This window comes from Nocardioides koreensis, from assembly GCF_039531775.1.
GTDB classification, from domain to species: domain Bacteria; phylum Actinomycetota; class Actinomycetes; order Propionibacteriales; family Nocardioidaceae; genus Nocardioides; species Nocardioides koreensis.
Genome location: NZ_BAAAQR010000006.1, coordinates 197,795 through 217,732 on the forward strand (window position 1 = coordinate 197,795; position 19,938 = coordinate 217,732).

10 protein-coding genes are annotated in these 19,938 nt (G+C 64.7%); 9 read left to right on the plus strand and 1 reads right to left on the minus strand.

Annotated features, from left to right (window positions below):
- The first annotated feature begins 49 nt into the window (after positions 1–49).
- The 3 genes from ABD268_RS11965 to ABD268_RS11975 all read left to right on the plus strand — a co-directional run bounded on the left by ABD268_RS11965 (position 50) and on the right by ABD268_RS11975 (position 6,067).
- Positions 50–2,272, plus strand: a complete 2,223-nt coding sequence (locus tag ABD268_RS11965) for a GmrSD restriction endonuclease domain-containing protein (protein WP_344152011.1) — start codon at positions 50–52, stop codon at positions 2,270–2,272.
- 110 nt (positions 2,273–2,382) lie between these two features.
- Positions 2,383–5,013, plus strand: coding sequence for a Z1 domain-containing protein (locus ABD268_RS11970; protein ID WP_344152014.1), 2,631 nt, complete (start codon positions 2,383–2,385; stop codon positions 5,011–5,013).
- Positions 4,997–6,067, plus strand: a complete 1,071-nt coding sequence (locus tag ABD268_RS11975; RefSeq protein WP_344152017.1) for a PD-(D/E)XK motif protein — start codon at positions 4,997–4,999, stop codon at positions 6,065–6,067. The genes ABD268_RS11970 and ABD268_RS11975 overlap by 17 nt, the downstream gene beginning before the upstream one ends.
- Positions 6,068–6,077: 10 nt before the next feature.
- On the opposite strand, the gene ABD268_RS11980 is transcribed toward ABD268_RS11975, so the two are convergent.
- The gene (locus tag ABD268_RS11980; protein WP_344152020.1) at positions 6,078–6,515 is read right to left on the minus strand and encodes a very short patch repair endonuclease; all 438 of its coding nucleotides are present in this window, start codon (positions 6,513–6,515) and stop codon (positions 6,078–6,080) included.
- Positions 6,516–6,895: 380 nt separating this feature from the next.
- Between ABD268_RS11980 and ABD268_RS11985 the strand changes: the two genes are divergently transcribed.
- From ABD268_RS11985 to drmB, 6 genes are all read left to right on the plus strand, one after another.
- The gene (locus ABD268_RS11985) at positions 6,896–7,327 is read left to right on the plus strand and encodes a very short patch repair endonuclease (RefSeq protein ID WP_344152147.1); all 432 of its coding nucleotides are present in this window, start codon (positions 6,896–6,898) and stop codon (positions 7,325–7,327) included.
- A gap of 10 nt (positions 7,328–7,337) precedes the next feature.
- Entirely contained in the window at positions 7,338–8,390 is a 1,053-nt protein-coding gene (locus ABD268_RS11990) for a DNA cytosine methyltransferase (protein ID WP_344152023.1), read from the plus strand.
- A gap of 87 nt (positions 8,391–8,477) precedes the next feature.
- Positions 8,478–13,100 carry a DEAD/DEAH box helicase gene (locus ABD268_RS11995; protein ID WP_425573715.1) on the plus strand — a complete coding sequence of 1,541 codons (4,623 nt, stop codon included), beginning with the start codon at positions 8,478–8,480 and terminating at the stop codon, positions 13,098–13,100.
- Positions 13,093–14,844 carry a UvrD-helicase domain-containing protein gene (locus ABD268_RS12000; protein ID WP_344152029.1) on the plus strand — a complete coding sequence of 584 codons (1,752 nt, stop codon included), beginning with the start codon at positions 13,093–13,095 and terminating at the stop codon, positions 14,842–14,844. The genes ABD268_RS11995 and ABD268_RS12000 overlap by 8 nt, the downstream gene beginning before the upstream one ends.
- Before the next feature lie 35 nt (positions 14,845–14,879).
- Positions 14,880–17,918 (plus strand): helicase-related protein, encoded by a 3,039-nt coding sequence (locus ABD268_RS12005; protein ID WP_344152032.1) that lies wholly within the window; start codon positions 14,880–14,882, stop codon positions 17,916–17,918.
- Position 17,919: 1 nt separating this feature from the next.
- Positions 17,920–19,650, plus strand: a complete 1,731-nt coding sequence (gene drmB / locus ABD268_RS12010) for a DrmB family protein (RefSeq protein ID WP_344152036.1) — start codon at positions 17,920–17,922, stop codon at positions 19,648–19,650.
- Positions 19,651–19,938 lie beyond the last annotated feature (288 nt).

The following is a 19,938-nucleotide window of genomic DNA, read 5'->3' on the forward strand; positions in this document are numbered from 1 at the left end:
TCGTGCTTAGGGTTGGGGCAGAGACCGCAGGCTGATTGATGGGGGACCGGTGCCCGGGACGCAGGTGCAGAACAAGGCGCAGATCGTCGCGCGGATGTACGAGCTGGCGGGTGAGGAGCCGCAGCCACTAGGGCCCGGGAGCAAGGAGAGGAAGTCCGCCCTGGAGGCTCTCGGTCGATCCGTTGGCCTCGACCTGACGAGCACACCTGGCAAGCACGAGTGTGGCCGCCGGATCGCTGCCCGCGTTGACGTGGCGTGGGACGGCGCTTGCTACTCGACGGGTGACACGATCACGCTCGAAGGATTGCGTCGGTTGCTGTTGGGGGCGGAGGCGGCGTTGGGGTCGGAAGACGTAGACGACGGGATAGGTCGCGCGGTGAAGCCTTCGAGCGACCAGGAGAGGGACGGTTCGGTGGACGACCAGGAGCGCTCGGATCTCGAGAGCGCGGTGGCAGAGAACTTGGCGGCATTGACGCAGCCGGGGGAGGCGCCAGAGGGGGTCACGCCTGCGCCGGACGAGGTGCCGGTAGCCGCAATCGACTTCGCGGACGGCAACTGGCTGAGTCACCTGGTGTCAGTGCAGGGATGGCTCCGGCTGCCACACGACCTGGCTGTCGACGATGCTGATTCGCTTCTCGTCTCGCTGGCTGAAGCGCTCGACGTGCCCGAGGCCACCGCCCAGGCTGTTCTACCCCGACTCTCAGACCGGCTAGAGCGAGCCGTGGCACTTCGTGATGCGTTTTGGGAACGGCTAGAAGCCGCTGCGGAAGGCGATGCCACGCTGTCGACGGCTAGCAGGCAATGGGTCGCCGACTGGGATGAGGTCGACGACGAGGTCGTCGCAGAGCGCGGTGGCCCCATCCACGCCGAGGCCGACACCTGGCCGATCACGCAGTTCGTGCAATATGCGAACTACGACGAGCTTGAGCTCAGCCCCTCTTACCAACGCGCTGAGGTCTGGCCTAACAGTGACTCTCAGATGCTGATCGAGTCAGTGCTGAGGGGGATCCCGCTCCCGTCGGTCATCCTTCTCCAGAGGTCCGGAGCGAGTGGTACCGCCTACGAGGTCGTGGACGGCAAGCAGCGCCTGACAGCGATCTTGAGATTCATGGGCCGGCACCCCAGGGGTGTGGCTGAGGTCCGCCGCCGCGCCGAGGTATGGGGTGAAAGCCCGGACGACGTGCTACGTCTCTTTCAAGACGACTATCCCGCCTTCAAGCGTCTTTGGAAGCAGCGGGAACAGTCGACGCTGACTGCGAAGCTCGAGAAGGATCTTCACTTCCCCTACCCGCTGCGTTCGGGGAACGTCCCAGCCCTGTCTGGCGGCCTCGAAGCGCTGCGTGGGAAGTACTACTGCCAAGCGCGTGAGTATTCGGTCGACGTGCTCGGGGACAAGCGTCGAGTGCGCTCCATCTTCGAGGAGCAGTCCAAGTACAAGGTCCCTGTCATCACCTACACGCAGGTGACGAGCGAACAGATCCACGAGGTCTTCAGCCTGTACAACAGACAGGGCAAGCACCTCAACGCTGAGGAGATCCGCAACGCGCTCTTCCACCACCTGGCGCTCATGCGGGGCCTGTTGGTCACGGCCGGCGACTCAGCCGATGTGGACGTTGTCGCCCCCTTCCTCAGGCCAGCCTGGTCGGACCTGAGCTCGACATCCCGCACGCTCGACCGTTATGGGTTCAGGGACGCGGCGGGGTACAAGCGGACCAAGATCCTCTCGTGGGTCGGATCGATCCTCGTGCATGGTGATGGCCGCTTGGAGTCGCGTTCGACAGCGACTCACATCAACGGTTTGCTCGAACGTCTTGGGGATAACCGGAATGACTCCCTGCGTAGCGAGGCGAAGGTTCGGGAGCTCATGCTCCTGCTCGACCACGGATTGGATGCGCACGCTCTGGTGCCCAATGAGGTGTGGACCGACCGCTTCGTCAACGCCCAGTCTCGCGGGAAGTGGCAGGAGCTGCAGCTGGTGGCCAGTCTCACCGGGCTCGCTGCTGCCTACGAGTTCCACGGGGAGGCACTGCTCGACCTTGTCGAGGAGCGTTTCGACGACATCCGAGCCATGGCCGCGACGAGGGAATGGCAGCGGCCGGACAAGACCCAGTCGAGGGAGCAGTGGCAGTACGTCGCGGACGTGATTGGAGGCGTGCTCAGCATCTTTGAGGTGCCCGACAAGGAGGTGGAGCACTCACTGCTCGAGAAGTTCGGTGGCACTGGCCTCACAAGCCTTCGAGCGCTTCGTGGTCAGCGCATGGCTGAGCGCTAATGGTGGGGGACCCACCCCCCTACGGGGGCGTTCGCATCACGCGCGTCGCACCTCAGGGAGACAGCCAATCCTGGTGGCGTATCTACGCCGACTCCCTGCAGGAGGCGGGATTGCCTCCGGAGAGCAGGCGAGCGATCAGCGACGATGCCGACTACTTGGTGCAGCGGTGCCTGCTCAAGCCGGGCGACGAACGGTGGTCCAGCAGTCGGGAGCGTCGCGGCGTCGTGATGGGTGCGGTGCAGTCTGGCAAGACAGCGTCGATGATGGCGGTGATCGCCAAGGGCCTGGACGCCGGGGTGGATGGCGTGGTGGTGCTGGCCGGCACACGCACAGCGTTGTGGCTGCAGACCCTAAGCCGCGTCGACGATCAACTCGACCGGATGCACGGGGCGGCAGTGGCGAGGCTGCGGCTCCCGCCACCTGGTCAAAGGGAGCTGGTGGGTGGCGAGCTCAGTTCGCTCTACTCTCTCACCGATCAGCAAGTCCTGAGGGCACTGTCCAAGCGCCGACCCCTGCTGGCCATCGTGATGAAGAACGTCGCACATCTCGAGCAGTTGTCCCGCACCTTGCACGAGACGGTCTACCCCGCCGTCGCAGAGCAGCAGCGAGACTTCCATCTGCTGGTCATCGACGACGAGGCTGACGACTCCTCGATCGACGACCCTGGGGTTGGGCCTGCCGAGGTGCGCCAGGTTCCGCGCCGCATCCTCGACCTTTGGGAGTCACGGCAGCAGACAGGCTCGACCGCGCTGTCCAACCTTTATGCGACCTACGTCGCCTACACCGCGACCCCTCAGGCCAACTTCCTGCAGGACCCTTCAAACCCGCTTGCGCCGAGAGACTTCGTCATGGCGCTGAGGACGCCCGGGCCCGACGGCGACGTCGAAGTTCGAAGTCCCACTTTCCGCGTGGCGAAGGGGTACCGCTCTTGGTATACGGGGGGCGAGGTCTTCTACCACCATCTGCAGGCGGCGCCCCTGTGCGTCGAGGCTCCGGACACAGCAGCAGAAGCCTTGACCGAGGGCGTTCGAGCATTCCTGGTGGCCTCAGCCATCCGGGACATGCGGAGCGGTGCGAAGCTCAGCCCGGCCACCGCGGTGAACAAACGGTTCAGTTCCAAGTCGGACGCCGTGGCAGCCATTCCGCCCGTCGCATCCATGCTTGTGCACCCCTCGTCCGCCCTCGATGATCACTTCACTGTCGCTGAAGACCTCGTGGCGTGGTCACGCGGTCCCGCTACCGAGGCGGGACAAGTTCGGCGGTTGGGTGTCGAGGGCATCCGCGAAGACATGCAGGACAACCTTGAGCGATGGCTCAACTGGCTGCAGTCCTACCGAGCGACCGCTGACCAGTGCGTGCGAGAGCTCGGCGCTTCACAGGCCCCTTGGGTGCCTGCCGAAGACAGCTGGGCGGAAGTCAGTCGGGTGATCCTCGAGGACATCGTTCCGGGCACGACCGTGGCGGTCATCAACTCCGACGAACGCGCCGACAACCGCCCTGAGTTCTCCGTGCAACGAGACGGCGAAGCCTGGCGAGCGCCGCGCAACCTGTCGACCATCTTCGTGTCCGGCAACGTGATGGCCAGGGGCATCACCCTGGAGGGGCTCTCAACCACCGTCTTCACACGGGAGACCAATGATCCTCTGGCCGACACGCAGATGCAGATGCAGCGGTGGTTCGGCTACCGGGGTCCGTACGTCGAGTTGTGCCGTGTCTTGGCGGGCGGGCCGCAACTCCGGTTGTTCCGGCAGTACCACGACAACGACGAGGCGCTCCGGCGGCAGATCATCGCTGCGATGGGCGCCGAACGCGAAACAGCACCGCCGGTGTCGGTGCTGCAGGGCCTAGCCTTTCGGGCCACGGGGAGGGTCTCTGAGGTCCGCGGGCGAAGAATGTGGCCTGGAGGAAGACCCTTCGTCCAGCAGATGAACTCACCGGACAAGGAAGGTCCGAACGCGGAGTTCCTGGCGGAGATGTTCGCTTCGGGGGCACGTGGGGTCCCGGATGAGCATGCTGGCCAGGGGCTCATCAGCAACAGGACGCTGTCTTTGGAAGCAACGGCAGCCCTGCTCGACAGTCTGATCTACCCGGCGCTTGAGCCGACGGCCGTCGAGCGCTGGCAACGGGCGCAGGAGCAGATCGGCGTTCAGCCTCGGGACCCCCTGTACCCGCTTTACCGCGGGCCCGTGACTGGAGGCCGGCCCTTCGTGGGGCTGTCGCCCTTCGACATTGCTGCGTACCTACGGACGTGGGCGGTGCTTCTCGAGCGCCGCGCTCCAGGGTTCTTCACTACTGACGAACCGCCCTTGCAGTGGAGCCTGCTCGATCTCGACGAACGACGTCGCAGGGCACCTGTGTTCCGTGTGGGCCTTCGGTTCGGTTCAGCACCCTCGGTCGTGGATGGACCGTGGAACAACTTGCCGGTGCCGGTCAGGCCCATGCGGCGCACCGTGCGTGACCGCGACGTCCTCGACTCCACCTGGGGCTCGCGCGGCGAGTCCGAGGACGGCATCTTCGGCGACGAGTTCTTCGACTACTTCGGAACCGGTGAGCGGCCTGACCTGACGAGTTCCGGGATGCGACGTGCTGGAGAACCCGGCCTCGTGCTCTTCCATCTTGTTTCAAGGCCGGACGACGGCACGCCGACGGTGGCTGTGGGTGTCAGCCTGCCGGCCGGCGGGCCCGACCAGGTGATCGCCCTGGGGGCGGCAAGAGGAGGTCATGATGGCTCAGCAAGGTGACGGGTCCTTCGAGTGGCTGAAGGAACAGCTGCGGGGCCTCGACAGCGCGGCTGCCGAGGACGCACGAGACCTTGTGTGGGCTGATGAATCGCACTCCGTCGGCGTGAGTCGCGACCCGCAGGGGCGGCTCGAGATCTTCCTGCCCGGCACGCCCCTCAGAGCAACGATCAAGGCAGTGTCTGACAGCCTTAGCCACCATCAGTGGTGGTTCGCTGATGGCGGAGTGATCGAGGCGAGTAAGTTGCAGTTCCCGGGCGCCCCTCACTTCGACGGAGTGGTCGCATTTCTGTGTGCCGAACTCCTCGAGAACGGCGCTTCATCCGATCTGCAGATCGCTTTCGCCAGGACGGAGCAGTCCATCGCGCTTGCGCTCACCCGGGCGGCGCTTGGGAGCGAGATCCTTGTCGGACTTGCCGGGGAGCTGACGTTGCTTGACGGACTGTTGTCGAACGTTGAGCCTCCCCAACGGTGGCAGGTCCTCGATGGATGGGCTGGGAGCATGCCGAGCTCGCGAGACTTCCAGTTGGGTGCAACCGGCGTTGAAGTGAAGACGACAAATGGATCTTCGTCGACACATCACATCCAAGGGCTGCACCAGGTGGAGGTCGGCTACGCCGACGGCGGCGAGGTCGAGACGAGCTTGTTCCTCCTGAGCCTGGGAATCCGATGGACTGACCCGGGCGAAGGAGGGGACACCATCCCCGTGCTCGTCGAACGCATCGCTCAGAACTTGGAGGTGGATGATCGGGAGCTGTTCCATCAGCGTCTGCTTCAGTACGGAGGCGATACAGGCTCGGGCTATCGCCACGACCGCGACAAGTTCGTCGCCAGCTACGCCCGCCCCTTCACCATCCGGTTTGAGCGTTTGTATGACATGACAGACCCAAGGATCAGGCTGCCCAAACGAGGTGACCTGTCAACGTTCACCGATTTGGATGTGGACTCACTGTCCTTTCGCGTGGCGCTGCCCCAGCAGGTCCGGGGCGACATTAACCCGACCACAGGCTGGAGCACGGTCCTCGATCGGTTGATCGGCGATTTCGCGACGCGCTAAGGCCGTCCCGTCACTCAGGAGTGGAGATGAGCTCGCGGTACCGGCCGAAGACCGCGTCCGCGGCTGCGGAGGGTTCTTCGTGCTCCCAGAAGCGGAGCACGTGCCAGCCAGCCTCTTGCAGTTGCCGGTCAGTTGAACGGTCACGCTCCTGATTGCGAGCGATCTTCCACGCCCACCACTCACCGTTGGTGTGTGGTCGGCGACCATGGTCAGGGCATCCGTGCCAAAAGCAACCGTCGAGATAGACGGCCAGTCGAGCGCGCGTGAAGGCGACGTCGATGGTCCGCCGGTTGTTGCCAGGGACCTTGAGCTGCACCCGGAACCGCAAGCCACGAGCATGCAGCTCCCGGCGCAACGCGAGCTCTGGTGAGGTGTCGCGGCGGGCAAGCGTGGACATCTTGGCGGACAGCTGGCCCCCGGGACTGGTGCGAGACGGCTCTACTGGCACATGGCGAGTGTGCCCGAGGAACGGTCAGAGAACCGCAGGTCACGCTGCAGTCGCGTGTATCCAGCCACGTCGTGGAACCCATGCTGCGTCATTTCTTGAGAGGCACTTTCGGTCCTGCAGGCCCGGGCACCGGGGCCAGTTCGCGACTGCGTCCGCGGCACCGTCACCCTCGCGGACACACTGACAGAACAACCGCTGCTGAGCCCGTACGGCCCACGAGGATCCGCCATAGAACACTCCGATCAATCAGAAGTGTTGCCATCACCCCTTGAGGCCGCCCGCTATGAACGCGCCAGCCTGTGACCGTGCCATCTCATCAGCGTCCTGACTGTGGATCGCGCCGATCATCCTCGTACCTTGGACATGTGCCGCAAGATCCCGTGACCTCGGAGGCCATCAGTCGGCGAATGAGTCTGCAACGCCGGGTCGACACCCAACCCGAAGTACTGCTTCGACGTGAGCTACATCGTCGCGGTCTTCGGTTTCGCGTGAACTACCCGGTGCCGGGTAGACCGCGCCGGACTATGGACGTCGGGTTCACCCGGCTCAAGATCGCCGTGTTCGTGGACGGATGTTTCTGGCATTCCTGTCCTGACCACGCCACCTGGCCTCGCGACAACGGCGAGTGGTGGCGGCAGAAGCTGCTAACGAACGTGGCCCGGGATCGCGACACCGATCAGGTCCTGAGGGACTCCGGGTGGGAGGTCATCCGCATATGGGAGCACGAACTCCCCGAAGATGCTGCGGAGAGAGTCGGCGATGTCGTATGTCGCCGGCGTGGCTCCGACGGGACTGTCCCCCCCGCAACTTAGGATTCTCTGCGTGAAGCAGCTGCGCGTCATCGACTTGTTTGCGGGCTGCGGTGGCCTTACCAGTGGGTTCGTATCGACGGGACTCTACGAACCTGTCGCGGCAGTCGAGCACGACCTGCACGCGGCGGCCACATACGCCCACAACTTCGGCGCGGACCACGTCCACGTCGGCGACATCGCTGAGTGGGTGACGGGATCCATTCCGGCTGCCGATGTCGTGGTCGGTGGTCCTCCTTGCCAAGGGTTCTCGGCTCTCGGAAAGCAGGATCCAGCCGACCCTCGCAATGTGATGTGGCGCCACTACATGAGCACCTTGCGCCGCGCACGCCCCGCCTTCTTCGTCCTGGAGAACGTGCCGCAGTTCCTGCGTTCGGCGGAGTACCTCGCCTTCGAGGCAGAGACGGCGCCCAAGGGTTTGCTGTCCGACTACGTGCTGGAACCATTCGTGCTGAACGCCGCCGACTACGGTGCGTCGCAGTCGAGGCGCCGTGCGGTGGTGATCGGGCGGCGTAGGCAGCTCGACGAGATAGGCCCTCCTCCTGAGTCCGAGCGTCGCACCTTGCGCGAGGCTTTTCCGGCGTGGTTGGAGGACAGCGTCGAAGCAGTGGAATTGCCTCAGAGCCTTGTGGAGTTCCAGGGCACTCGTGTTCCGGGAACGTTCAAGCTCAGGGATCTGCACGTCACGCGGCGTCCTAGCGAGCTGTCTCTGGCACGGTTCCGTGCGATTCCGCCTGGCGGTAGCCGGAAGGACCTGCCTGACGAGCTCCTGACGCCGTGCTGGCGGAAGCACAAGTCCGGCGCGGGGGACGTGATGGGACGTCTGGTCTGGGGAAAGCCATCGGTCACAATCCGTACGGAGTTCTTCAAGCCCGAGAAGGGCCGGTACCTGCACCCGACCGAGAATCGACCCATCACCCACGCGGAGGCTGCACTAATCCAGGGGTTCCCGGAAGATTTCGTCTGGTGTGGGAACAAAACCTCAATCGCCCGCCAGATCGGGAACGCCGTGCCACCAGCACTGGCCCGGGCGCTGGCCTTGCACCTCGCGCCTCGAATTGGCTAGACCAGTTCTTGGCATTTCACCTTCTGGTGTCGGAGGACTGCTGTTGACTCTCCTCGGCATCCAAACAGCAAGGAACGGGGAAAGCGTTTGTCCGGGTGGGCAGGGGTCGGGGAAGGGCTCGCAGCAGAGGTCGCACAGCAGTCCGATCGATGCCTCGCGACGTATCGGGAGGACGCATCTCGAGTCGAGCAGGACGCAGCCATCGAGACGAGCACGGCGCAGGGAGGCTACGGTCGCAAGCAGCTGTACGAGCTGATCCAAAACGGCGCTGATGCTCTCCTAGGCAGTTCGGGGCGCATCCACGTTGTTCTGTCTCGAGCGTGCCTCTACGTCGCCAACGAAGGAAAGCCGATGACGCCCGAGGGTGTCAGCTCCTTGATGGCATCCCACCTCTCTCGAAAGCGCGGCGACGAGATCGGCCGGTTCGGCCTCGGATTCAAGTCCGTCGTGGCGATCTCCGACAACCCGCAGATCTTCAGCCGGTCGGGGTCGTTCGGGTTCGATCGAGAACTGGCGAGGACTCGGATCAATGCGGTCGTGCCTGGTGCGCCGTCCTTCCCGATGCTGCGATTGGCCGAGCCTCTGGATGCCGACCGAATCGCTGAGAACGACGCCATTCTGGCGGAACTGATGCAGTGGGCCACCACCGTGGTTCGGGTGCCGCTGATTCGAGGGTACGAGCATCTCGCCGAGGACGTGGCGGGCTTTCCCCCCGAGTTCCTGCTGTTCTCACCTCACGCCACGGAGGTGCGCCTGCAGGATCTGGAGGCGCATGTAGACCGCATTCTGCGGGTTACACGTCGCCCTGATGCGAGTCTGGTCCTCGTCTCCGAGGGCAGGGAGTCGGTGTGGCGCGTGGCGTCCCGGGAGCATCGTCCGAGTAGGGCGGCTCTGGAGGACGCCGGGGAGCTGGCGCATCGGGAACGGATCAAGGTCTGGTGGGCGGTGCCCATGAGCGGGCGGGCGTCGGTCGGACAACTGTGGGCCTTCTTCCCGACGGAGGACCGGACAACACTGTCCGGGATCGTCAATGCTCCTTGGAAGATGGGTGACGACCGCCGAAACCTGCTCCCGGGCCAGTTCAATGCAGAGATTCTGACCGAGGTGCTGCCTGCTCTGATCGCCTCTGAGTGGCATCACCTGCTCGACCAGCAGGATCCCTGCTCGGTCCTGGATGTCCTGCCTGCTCGTGGACGAGAGTCGCGCAGCTGGGCCGATGGTGTGGTCAACGAACCTGTCTTCAAAGCGCTGCAGGGGATGCCGTCCTTGCCCGACGACTCGGGTCAACTGACCAAGCCGTCCTTGTTGCGTCTGCACCCCAGCGGGATCGGGGAAGAGTTGCTGCAGCTGTGGGGTTCCCTTGAGCCGCGGCCGGCGAGATGGGTGCATCACGGGATCGACAAGAATCCCGAGCGCCGGCTCAAGGCCGAGCGCCTCGTCGGAGAGAGTGCCTCCAGCCGCGCTTCGATCACCGAGTGGATCGAAGCCTTGACCGATGACGCATCCGTTCAGTCGTCCGCGACGGCCATTATGCTCGTCGCCGCCATCATGAACTCACGGCCAGAGTTGACTCGCGCGGCGAGGGCAGCGCGGGTTGTCCTGCTGGAGGACTCGAGTCTGGCGCCCATTGTGGCAGGTCAGATTTTCGTCCGGGCTTCGGCGGAAGATGCTGGGTTCAACTTCATTCATCCTGATCTGGCCCACCTTCCCGCGGTCAACGAAGCCCTCGCCCGGATGGGGGTCAAGGTCCTGGATCGAGCAGGCGAGCTCCGCAACCTGATCAACGGTCGCAGGCCGTCCGAGATCGAATGGACTCGCGCGTGGGGGCTGATCCGCCAGTGCACCCCCTCGGTCGCACTGCAGGTCCTGCGTGAGGAGTTGCCGGCTCCTCTGGAATCCAGCGTCCGAGTCAAGACCAGGCAGGGTGATTTCGTACCCGTGGGATCGGCGTACCTCCCCGGTGGAATTGTGTCGGAGAGCGACTCAAGGGACGCCGTGGTCTGCATCGACACAGGTTTCCATCGAGGCGAACTGGAAACCTTGACCGAGATCGGATGCGTCGCTCAACCGACGCTGCGTCATGATCCGCCCGACGAACCCTGGTTGCTCAACTACCGCGATGAGCTTCGGCGTCGATACCTGGAGACCGCGAAGGGCGCCAAGCCGCAGATGGACCGGCTCGACGTCTCAGGTGCGGCGCCGCCGTGGCCGCTCCAGCCCTTTGGCCGCTTGAGCTCGCGAGGCAGGATGGCGCTGACCAGCATCGTCTTGGGCCTGACGAGTGGTGACCCCTGGATCGTGAGACACCAGTCGAACGCGGCGTACGAACCCAAGCGGTACATGAACGCGGTCTACTGGGCAGTTATGCAGCACGGCCGCTTCGACACCGCCTTCGGGCCGATGCCGTCCGACGCATGTCTGCTTCCTTCGGAGGAACTGCCGACTGACGTCTTGCCGATCGTAGACCTCCCCGAGACAGTCAGCGCGGCGCTGAGAATAAAGTCCGAGCCAGGAGACCTGGGGCCCGAGGCATGGAAGCACATGTTGGCGGTCGCCGCCCGCTGGGAGGACACTCGCCGTGCCTTTCGTTTCTATGCCTGGGCCGTCTACTTCGCCGAAGCACCCGAAACGATCAAGGCCCAGGTGGGGCGCCGCAGCGTCGAGGTTCCGACTCGTGAAGTAGCGGTCGTTACGAGTGAAGAGACTTTTCACGCATTGACCGAGCAGAGTCTGCCGGTGGTGCTCGTGGACGACGTCGACGATGCCAAACACCTGCAGAGCGAATGGGAGCTCGAGGACGGCGCGCGGCTTCTGGAACAGGAGCTCGTGTTCCAGGTGTCGGGTGAGGCCCAGACCCTGTTGGACCTCTTCCCGAAACTACGCCTATACCTAGACCCGGATCAGCATGCGGTGCAGCTGCAGACATGTGACGCGCTGGATCTTGTCACCGCTACCCGGGACGGGATGAAGTCGAAGCCGGTCCCACATGCTTTCGAGGACGGCCAGGTGCTCGTGACTGCCACCGCGCCCGAGAAGGTGCTGCGCTCCGTCTCCGAAGTTCTTCAGCTCGACCTGACGATGCTCGACATCCGTTCGATCATCGACAATGTGCGGGAGCAGGCGACCGAGAGGCTCGTCGCCGAGCTTCGCAACGCGGAATCGGACGAAGCGCGCCTTGCACATCTCGTTGGAGGCGAGAAGCTCAGAAGGTCACTTCCGGCGGCGGCCATCGAGTCGATCGAGGGGCAACAGGGCCGGCCCATGACCGATCTTGAGATGGCAGGGCTTGTCCGCTCCGTGCACGGTGTCGCGGCGCTTCAGCACTTCAAGGCGGTGCTTGAGGAGAAGGGCCTGAATCCTCCGTTCGCGTGGGCAGGGGGCTCGAAAGCCAGGAAGTTCGTCACCGATTTGGGCTTTTCGCCAGAACTCGCTGGTTTCTCGACGGACGCTCGGCCAGCCGCTTTCGTGGTCGAAGGGCCTGCCGAGTTGGGGCCGCTCCACGACTATCAGCAGTTCGTGACCGGACGCATCAAGGAACTTCTGCGTGGGAGCCTTGGCCGCGGCATGGTCTCCCTGCCGACCGGTGCGGGAAAGACCCGAGTGGCGGTCCAGGCACTGGTCGAGGAACTCAGAGACGGTCTTCTCACTGGTCCCGTTGTGTGGATTGCCCAGAGCGACGAGCTGTGCGAGCAGGCCGTCGAGAGCTGGAGTTACATCTGGCGTGCGATGGGGCCAAGCCATCGGATGACGATCGGACGACTCTGGGGCTCCAACGATGTGCCAGAGGTGACAGATGGCTTTCAACTCGTGGTGGCCACGCCGGACAAGCTCGACACCAAGATCAACAACCCCGACTACGAATGGCTCACCGATCCCACCGTGGTCGTCGTTGACGAGGCACATACCTCAGTTGCGCCGTCCTATACACGTGTCCTCGATTGGTTGGGGCGTGGTCGTTCGCGCAAGGGCAGCCGAGTGCTGCTCGGCCTGACGGCGACGCCGTTCCGCAACACCAACCAGGCGGAGACCGAACGGCTGGTCGCGCGCTACGACCGGAACCGTCTGGATCTTGGTGCTTTCGAGGCGGATGCGTACACGGAATTGCAGAACCGGGGGGTCCTGGCGAGGGTGAATCACCAGTTGCTGGAAGGCGCCTCAGTGCACTTCACCGCGGCCGACCGGGATTCGATGGACAGGATGCGGGTCATCCCCGCACAAGTCCTCAACAAGCTCGGCGCAGATACCGAACGCAACCAGCGGATCGTCGATTCTGTCGTGTCGCTTCCCCACGACTGGACGGCGCTTCTGTTCGCCACGTCGGTCGAGAATGCGATGGCGCTTGCCGCGCTCTTGAGTCACCGCGGCATTCCTGCCGTGGCGATCTCTGGAACCACTGATCCAGCTGCGCGTCGGTACTACATCGAGGAGTTCAAACAGGGTCGAATTCGGGTGATCACGAACTACAACGTGCTGACCCAGGGTTTCGACGCCCCCAAGGTTCAGGCCGTGTATGTCACACGCCCCACGTTCAGCGCCAACGTCTATCAGCAGATGATCGGCCGAGGGCTACGCGGACCGCTGAACGGCGGATCGGAGGAAGTCCTCATCGTCAACGTCGAGGACAACTTTCAGCAGTTCGGCGAGAATCTTGCCTTCCTTGAGTTCGAACACCTCTGGAACCCGGACGCGGAGTCGAAGGTTGATGAGTGACTCAACCGTTCGGCTCGACGCCGAGCAGGAGCAGGCCGCGTCGATCTCGCCGGACGTACGTCAGATCGTGCTCGCGCCACCAGGTAGTGGCAAGACCGAGGTGGTGGCCGCGCTGCTCCAGTCGCTGGCGGACCAGGGGCTGGACGCCTACGACGAGATCCTGGCCATCAGCTTCTCGCGTGCCGCTGTCGGTGCGCTTCGACGGCGCGCCGGCCAGGGTGATGCGCCCGCGCCGGCCATCCGGACCCTGGACGGCCTAGCGGCTCGTCTGCTCGACGAGCTGGCCGATGAGGAGTGGCGCGCACTCAGTTTCGACAAGCGGATCAAGCGTGCCCTCGAGCTGGTCGAGGAAGGGGGTGAGTCCATCGATCTCGACATGCTGCGCCACCTGATCGTCGACGAGGTGCAGGACCTCGTCGGCATCCGTGCGCGCCTCGTGTGGGCCATTCTGGAGCGGCTGCCCGGAGAGGTCGGCTTCACTCTGCTCGGTGACCCCGAACAGGCGGTCTACGACTTCCAACTGGAGAACGAGAAGGATCTGACATCTGGGCAGTTCCTCGATCGCGTGCGTGGCCTGGGCGGCGTACAGGACATCCGGCTCCAGCATCAGTACCGCGCCCGTACTGAAGAGGCTGGCGCAGCCGCCACCCTGCTGGCGAGCCGACCGTGCGGCGAGGAGCGCACCCGCGTTGTGCGTTCGTTCCTCAGTCAGGTTTTCATGGCAGGGGATGTGGCGGACGTCGGCCGCGCGGCGCGACGCTGGAAGGGGTCGACTGCGTTCCTCTGTCGTACCAATGGCCAGGCCTTGATGGTCTCCGCGTCGCTGCGTGACGCAGGTTGCCCGGTTGGCATGAGGTCCCAGGCCGAGGAGTTGCCGGTTGCCGCTTGGATCGCGGAGACAGTGCACGGAAGTGCTGGGACCACGATGCGACGGACTGATGTCGAGTCAAGGCTGGCGGGGCTGGCCCCCATGGGCGCCGAGGAGGCATGGCGCCTGCTCAAGGAGGCCGAGGGCGACTTCCGACTGCACGACCGCATCGACCTTCGACGGCTACGCAATGCCGTCGCGCGCAGAAATCTGCCGGCCGAGCTGCTGGACGGGGCTGCGGCCGGTCAGGTGATGCTCGTCTCGACCATTCACCGCGCCAAGGGCCTCGAGTTCGACAATGTGGTCCTGATCAACCCGTCCGATTTGCTGCCCGCCGATGCTGATCAGGAAGACGTCTCGGTCGCCTATGTGGCGGCCACGCGGCCTCGCGTTCAGCTGGTCGCGGCGCGGTGTCAGCTGCCCCGACATCTGCGTCTCGACAACCGCACCGGACGTTGGTACATCGGGGGTTACGAGAAGTGGAGGACCCGCGCCTTCGAGGTTCGTGGGATCGACACCTCGGACGCCGTTGACATCGAACACGGCTTCTCGGCGAGCTCCTTGCCTGTGGGTGCCGAGGTCAGCGCCGTGGTTGATCCACGTCGATCCGACTTCGAGTTTCCGATCTACTCGCTGCAGTACGGCGGTCATGAGGTGGCTCGCACATCCGAGGCCTTCGGACGGACGCTGGCCCGCAGAATCGGTGGCTACGCGGGGAAGCGCAAGGTGCCATGGCCCGGACTGAGCGGCTTGGCTCTCGAGGCCGTCGAGACTCGGGCCGGTGAGGGAATCTCGATCGAGGACCCGCTTCTATCCCTCGGGGTGAGAGTCGGAGGAATGGCCACACTGGACTGGGGAGGCAATGGCGCGGCATGAGGGACATACAAGCCTGGTACGACTTCCGGGACCGCATGACGGATGCCCTGGGGGCCGACCTGATGGGCGGTCCTCAGGACGCACAGCTCGACGAGGCTCCCATGGATCGCTTCGTTCTCGGCATCTTGCATCCGCAGGACGGGTTGACCATGGAGGAGGCGGACAGCGAGACGGACTCGGCCGAGTCGAGTTCCGCTGCCGACGGTGTTTTCGACCCGGCCGTCGCCCTTTCCCGCATGCGTTATCCGTCGAGCATGGGCTTCACGTTCGCGGTGGACCCTCGAGCGTCTCCCGAACTCGTCATCGAGGCCGCAGCGGCCCGGTATCTCCCCGACTCCCAGACGGACGGAGCATGGCTGCGGAACGAGTCGATCAGTGAGCCGATCCGAATCGCCACGGGCGCAGTCGGTCCGCTCAAGACCCCGTTGGCCGCAGGCCTGGAGCTTTACACCGTGGTGCGAGCTCCGATGGACGGCGTGTGCTCCGTGACCGTGGTGTTGGTCAACACGCAGGGCTCGCCACCGACGGGACGCCGTGACGAGTACTGCTGGTTCCAGCCGCGACTGTCGGTGTCGGTTGACACGGGGCGCTTCGTCCCCCGCCACTCCTCGCCTTCGCAGGGCCTGGACGATGCCGACCTCGCCTCGTACTCCCTGCTCTACCGCGAGGTCGAGGACCTGGCAGTAGGTCACGGTTGCGCCGTGGCCTGGGACCACGCCGCGCAGACCGTGACAAGACTCGAGGCCACCTTCCTTCCCTGGTACGACGTCAAGCTTGCCGAGCCGGCCGGCGGGGGCGGTATCCGTATCACCATGCGCGAGCTCGCCGAGGGCGGAAAGCTCGACGCCCTGCACGCCCTGGTTTCGGATTACCGGCGTTGGATCGCGGACCGGCGAGCGGAACTGTCCGGCCTGGCGGCTGAACATCTCCCCACCGCCGAACGACATCTGGCCGATGCACAGGAGGCCGCTGCACGAATCGAGCGCGGGCTTCGTCTGCTGGATCAGGATGCGCACGCGGCAGCCGCCTTCCGTCTCATGAACGAAGCGATGAGCCTGCAGCGCTCGCGGCAGGACGCACAGCGGGGGCAGGGTCAGCGCGAACAGGTCTGGCGCCCCTTCCAGATGGCCTTCATCCTGCTCAACCTCGAAGGTCTGACCAATGCGGACTGCCCGGATCGCGAGCTGGCGGACCTGCTGTGGTTCCCGACCGGCGGTGGAAAGACCGAGGCGTATCTCGGTCTCATCGCCTACGCGATCCTGCTTCGTCGATTGCGTGATCCCCGAGACGGTGGTGTCTCGGTGCTCATGCGTTACACGTTGCGATTGCTGACCATCCAGCAGTTCGAGCGCGCCGCGGGTCTCATTTGCGCCCTGGAGTCGCTGCGCCGCCTGCGGCTGCGTGATTCCGAGCCCATCTCGCTTGGCCTGTGGGTGGGCCAAGGCGCAACGCCGAACACGATCGCGGACGCCCGCGCAGCGCTCCGGGCCATCGACAGGGGTGAAAGGAGCAAGAACGGCAACCCGGTTCAACTCCTGCGGTGCCCCGTCTGCGGAACTGGATTGAAGGTGAGCGACTACCGGATCCTGCGTGGTCCGGATCGGCTCGAGGTTCGATGCGGTAACGCCGCGTGCGAATTCGCTCCCGGCCTCCCTGTGCACCTGGTCGACGAGGACGTGTACCGGGTCCGGCCATCGCTGGTCATTGGCACGGTCGACAAGTTCGCGATGATGGCCTGGCGTGAGGAGGTCCGGAATCTGTTCGGGCGCGACTGTGCCGATTCGCCCCCCGACCTGATCGTTCAGGACGAACTGCATCTCATCAGCGGTCCGCTCGGCACGATGGTTGGCCTGTACGAGGCCGCGGTCGACTTGGCATGCACCGGCGCGAACCGGCCGAAGGTGGTGGCCTCGACCGCGACCATCCGGCGTGCGAGCAAGCAGGTCAATGCGGTGTTCGACCGCGAGGCCCGGCAGTTCCCGCCGCCCGGCCTCACGGCCGCCGATTCGTACTTCTCCGTCGAGGCTCCCTCCCACAGCAAGGGAACCCGTCGATACCTGGGGGTACTCGCGCCGTCCGTCAGCCACACGACGCTGATGGTGCGCACCTACGCGGTGCTGTTGCAGTCCGCGAAGGACCTGCCGGAGGACGACGAGGTGCGCGACGCCTACTGGACGCTGCTCGGCTACTTCAACAGCCTGAGGGTGCTCGGCGGTGCCTTCATGCAGGTCTTCGACGACGTCCCCGACCGGATCAAGGTCGTGGCTGGCCGCGCCGGAACCGAGCCACGGGAGGCGATGAACGTCGGCGAGCTCACCTCCCGGGTGGATTCGGCGGACATCCCGCGTGAGTTGGAAATCCTGGGGACCTCGTTGCCGAGCGAGGAGACCCAGGACGTGGTCCTTGCGACGAACATGATCTCCGTGGGGGTCGACGTCGATCGGCTGGGACTTATGGCTGTCATGGGCCAGCCGCAGACGACGGCTGAGTACATCCAATCCACCAGCCGGGTCGGGCGTCAGCACCCGGGCCTCGTCGTGGTTATCTACAACGCTGCGCGGTCGCGCGACCTGTCCCACTACGAGAACTTCGCGTCGTATCACCGAGCCCTGTATCGCCAGGTGGAGGCCACGGGGGCGACGCCTTTCGCGGCTCGAGCTCGAGACCGGGGACTGCACGGAATGCTGGTCGCGATGACGCGTCTCATGATCGATGGCCTGGCCGGGGATCCGCGCGCCGTCCAGTTGCCGAACCATCGCGCCGAAGTTGAGGGGTTGTGCGACGGGATCGTGGAACGGTGCCGCAATATTTCGCCTCACGAGGCGGAAAAGGTGCGCGCTCAGCTGGACGCGCTGATCGACAGTTGGGCCGACGCCTGCGACGCGCCGTCACTGAAGTACGCCGGCTGGCGGAGCCCGGACGGCGCCCTTCTCCAGGAGGCCGGTCAGGTCCTGCGTGATCAGACTGCGGGCTTTCCGGTCGACGCACCGGCCTGGCCGACGATGTTGAGTCTGCGGGACGTCGACGTTTCCTCCAGCCTCTTTCTTGTCCCTCCCACTGTGAAGGATCGCTGACATGTCGCGCAGGACCGTGGCTGAGGCCCGCCGCAGCCAGTTGGTGACCACGTTCGGGGTCGGGGCCCTGTTCCCTGCTCAGGACGAGAGCTTCATGATTGTGGGCCTGGACGACTGGCAGGAGTTCCTCTGTCCGGTCGTCCCCGAGCCCCGGCTGGCTCAATCGCTCGGTGTGCACACGTTCCGCCTTCCGCCGTCGGGGAGCAGTAAGGGCCAGGATCTGCCTGTCATTCGCTTCCCGCGGATTCATCACTGCCCGGCCTGCCACAGGCTCGGCACGCTGAACCGGTTCGGTTCCTGGGACGAGAACGTCCACAAGGAGTGCAGCAGGAAGCTCACCCCTTCCCGCTTCGTCGTCTGCTGTACGAACGGCCACATCGACGACTTTCCGTACTTCGCGTGGGTGCACCGCGGCCAGGTGGTGCACGAGAACGCGCAGCATCAGCTCTCACTGCGTACGCGTGGCCAGAGCTCCTCCCTGAACGACATCGTCGTGTCGTGCTCGTGTGGGGTGCAGCCCCGCAGCATGGCCGGCTCGTTCGGGCCCAAAGCGCTCCAGGGCATCAGGAAGTGCACCGGCGAGCGACCGTGGCTGCGCACCGCACCGGCCGAGGAGTGCGACGAGGTGCCCCGCACGCTGCAACGTGGTTCCTCGAACGTCTGGTTCGCGGTGCAACGCTCTGCACTCTCGATCCCGCCGTGGTCCGAGGGCGTCATGAAGGTCGTCGGGAACTATTGGCCCGCATTGGAACACGTGCCCGCCGAAGCGCTTGCACCGGTGCTCAAGGGAATGCAGATTCCTAAGTCTTCCGGCTTGTCCGTCGACGAGCTGATCGCTGCGATTCTCGAGATGCGAGGGGAGGGCGAGCAGGCGACTCCGACCGAGGCGGACCTTCGGAGCGAGGAGTACCAGGCGCTCGTGCTGGGTCGTCCGGAGGTCGACCCCCATCAGCAGTTCGTCTGCGAACCCGTGGAAGGGCTTGCGGACGCCGCATCGGACCTCATTGCCCGTGTGTCGGAGGTGTCGAGGCTTCGAGAGGTGCGGGCTCTTCAGGGCTTTCGTCGAGTCACGCCAGGAGAGGATGGCGGTTCCTCGGATCGCCTTTCCAAGCTGTCGTATCATCCGGCGACTTGGCTCCCGGCCATCGAGGTCCTGGGGGAGGGGGTCTTCCTGCGGCTGCGCGAGGACGTCGTGAGCGAATGGGAGGAGAGCCAGTTCGCTCGGCAGCGGGCTGCCGCCATCAATGATGCCTACGACATGCGCGCTCAGCAGTTCGGAGCAGGCAACGCCACAGAGATCAGCCCCCGCGAGCTGCTCCTGCACTCTTTCGCGCACGTGCTTCTCACGGAGTTGAGTCTTGATGCCGGTTACCCCGTTGCCTCTCTGCGAGAGCGTGTTTACGCGGGACCTGGACAGACCGGAGTGCTCGTCTACACGGCATCGGCAGACTCGGCCGGCAGTCTCGGTGGCCTCTCGGCACAGGCCGATCCGGAACGGATCTGGGGAGTGCTGCAGTCGGCCATCCATCGGGCGCGATGGTGCTCCTCCGATCCGGTATGCATCGAATCGTCCGGTAGCGGCGCCGACGCGCTCAACCTCTCTGCATGCCACGCGTGCTTACTCCTTCCCGAGACGAGTTGTGAACGGATGAACCACGTTCTCGACCGCGCCACCCTCGTGGGGCTTCCGGGAAGACCCGAAGAGGGTTTCTTCCACCAGTTCATCAACTAGGAGTGACTGTGAATACCGCGAGTGTCCATCTGTCTCTTCACCTCCCTCCGATCGATCGGGTTCACAGCCGTAGCGCACTGCTCGGGCTCCCACATGGCGAAGGTGGCCAGTACTCGATGGACGAAGTCACGGCGGAGGCCTTCAAGGCGGCCATCGGGTCGCCTGGGGTGTGAGAGCCGGGGACGGCGTGTGACTCTAGGATCTCGGATGTCGACGACAGGTGATCCCAGGGCGCTGTTCGCTGCGTTTACGGACGAGGAATTGCTCCGACATGGGGTTCAACCGGGT

What these genes read in the sequence shown, in the direction of transcription:
- ABD268_RS11975 (WP_344152017.1), top strand. Translation starts at nt 4,997, where the DNA reads ATGGCTCAGCAAGGTGACGGGTCCTTCGAGTGGCTGAAGGAACAGCTG.
- ABD268_RS12000 (WP_344152029.1), top strand. Translation starts at nt 13,093, where the DNA reads ATGAGTGACTCAACCGTTCGGCTCGACGCCGAGCAGGAGCAGGCCGCG.
- ABD268_RS12005 (WP_344152032.1), top strand. Translation starts at nt 14,880, where the DNA reads ATGACGGATGCCCTGGGGGCCGACCTGATGGGCGGTCCTCAGGACGCA.
- drmB (WP_344152036.1), top strand. Translation starts at nt 17,920, where the DNA reads ATGTCGCGCAGGACCGTGGCTGAGGCCCGCCGCAGCCAGTTGGTGACC.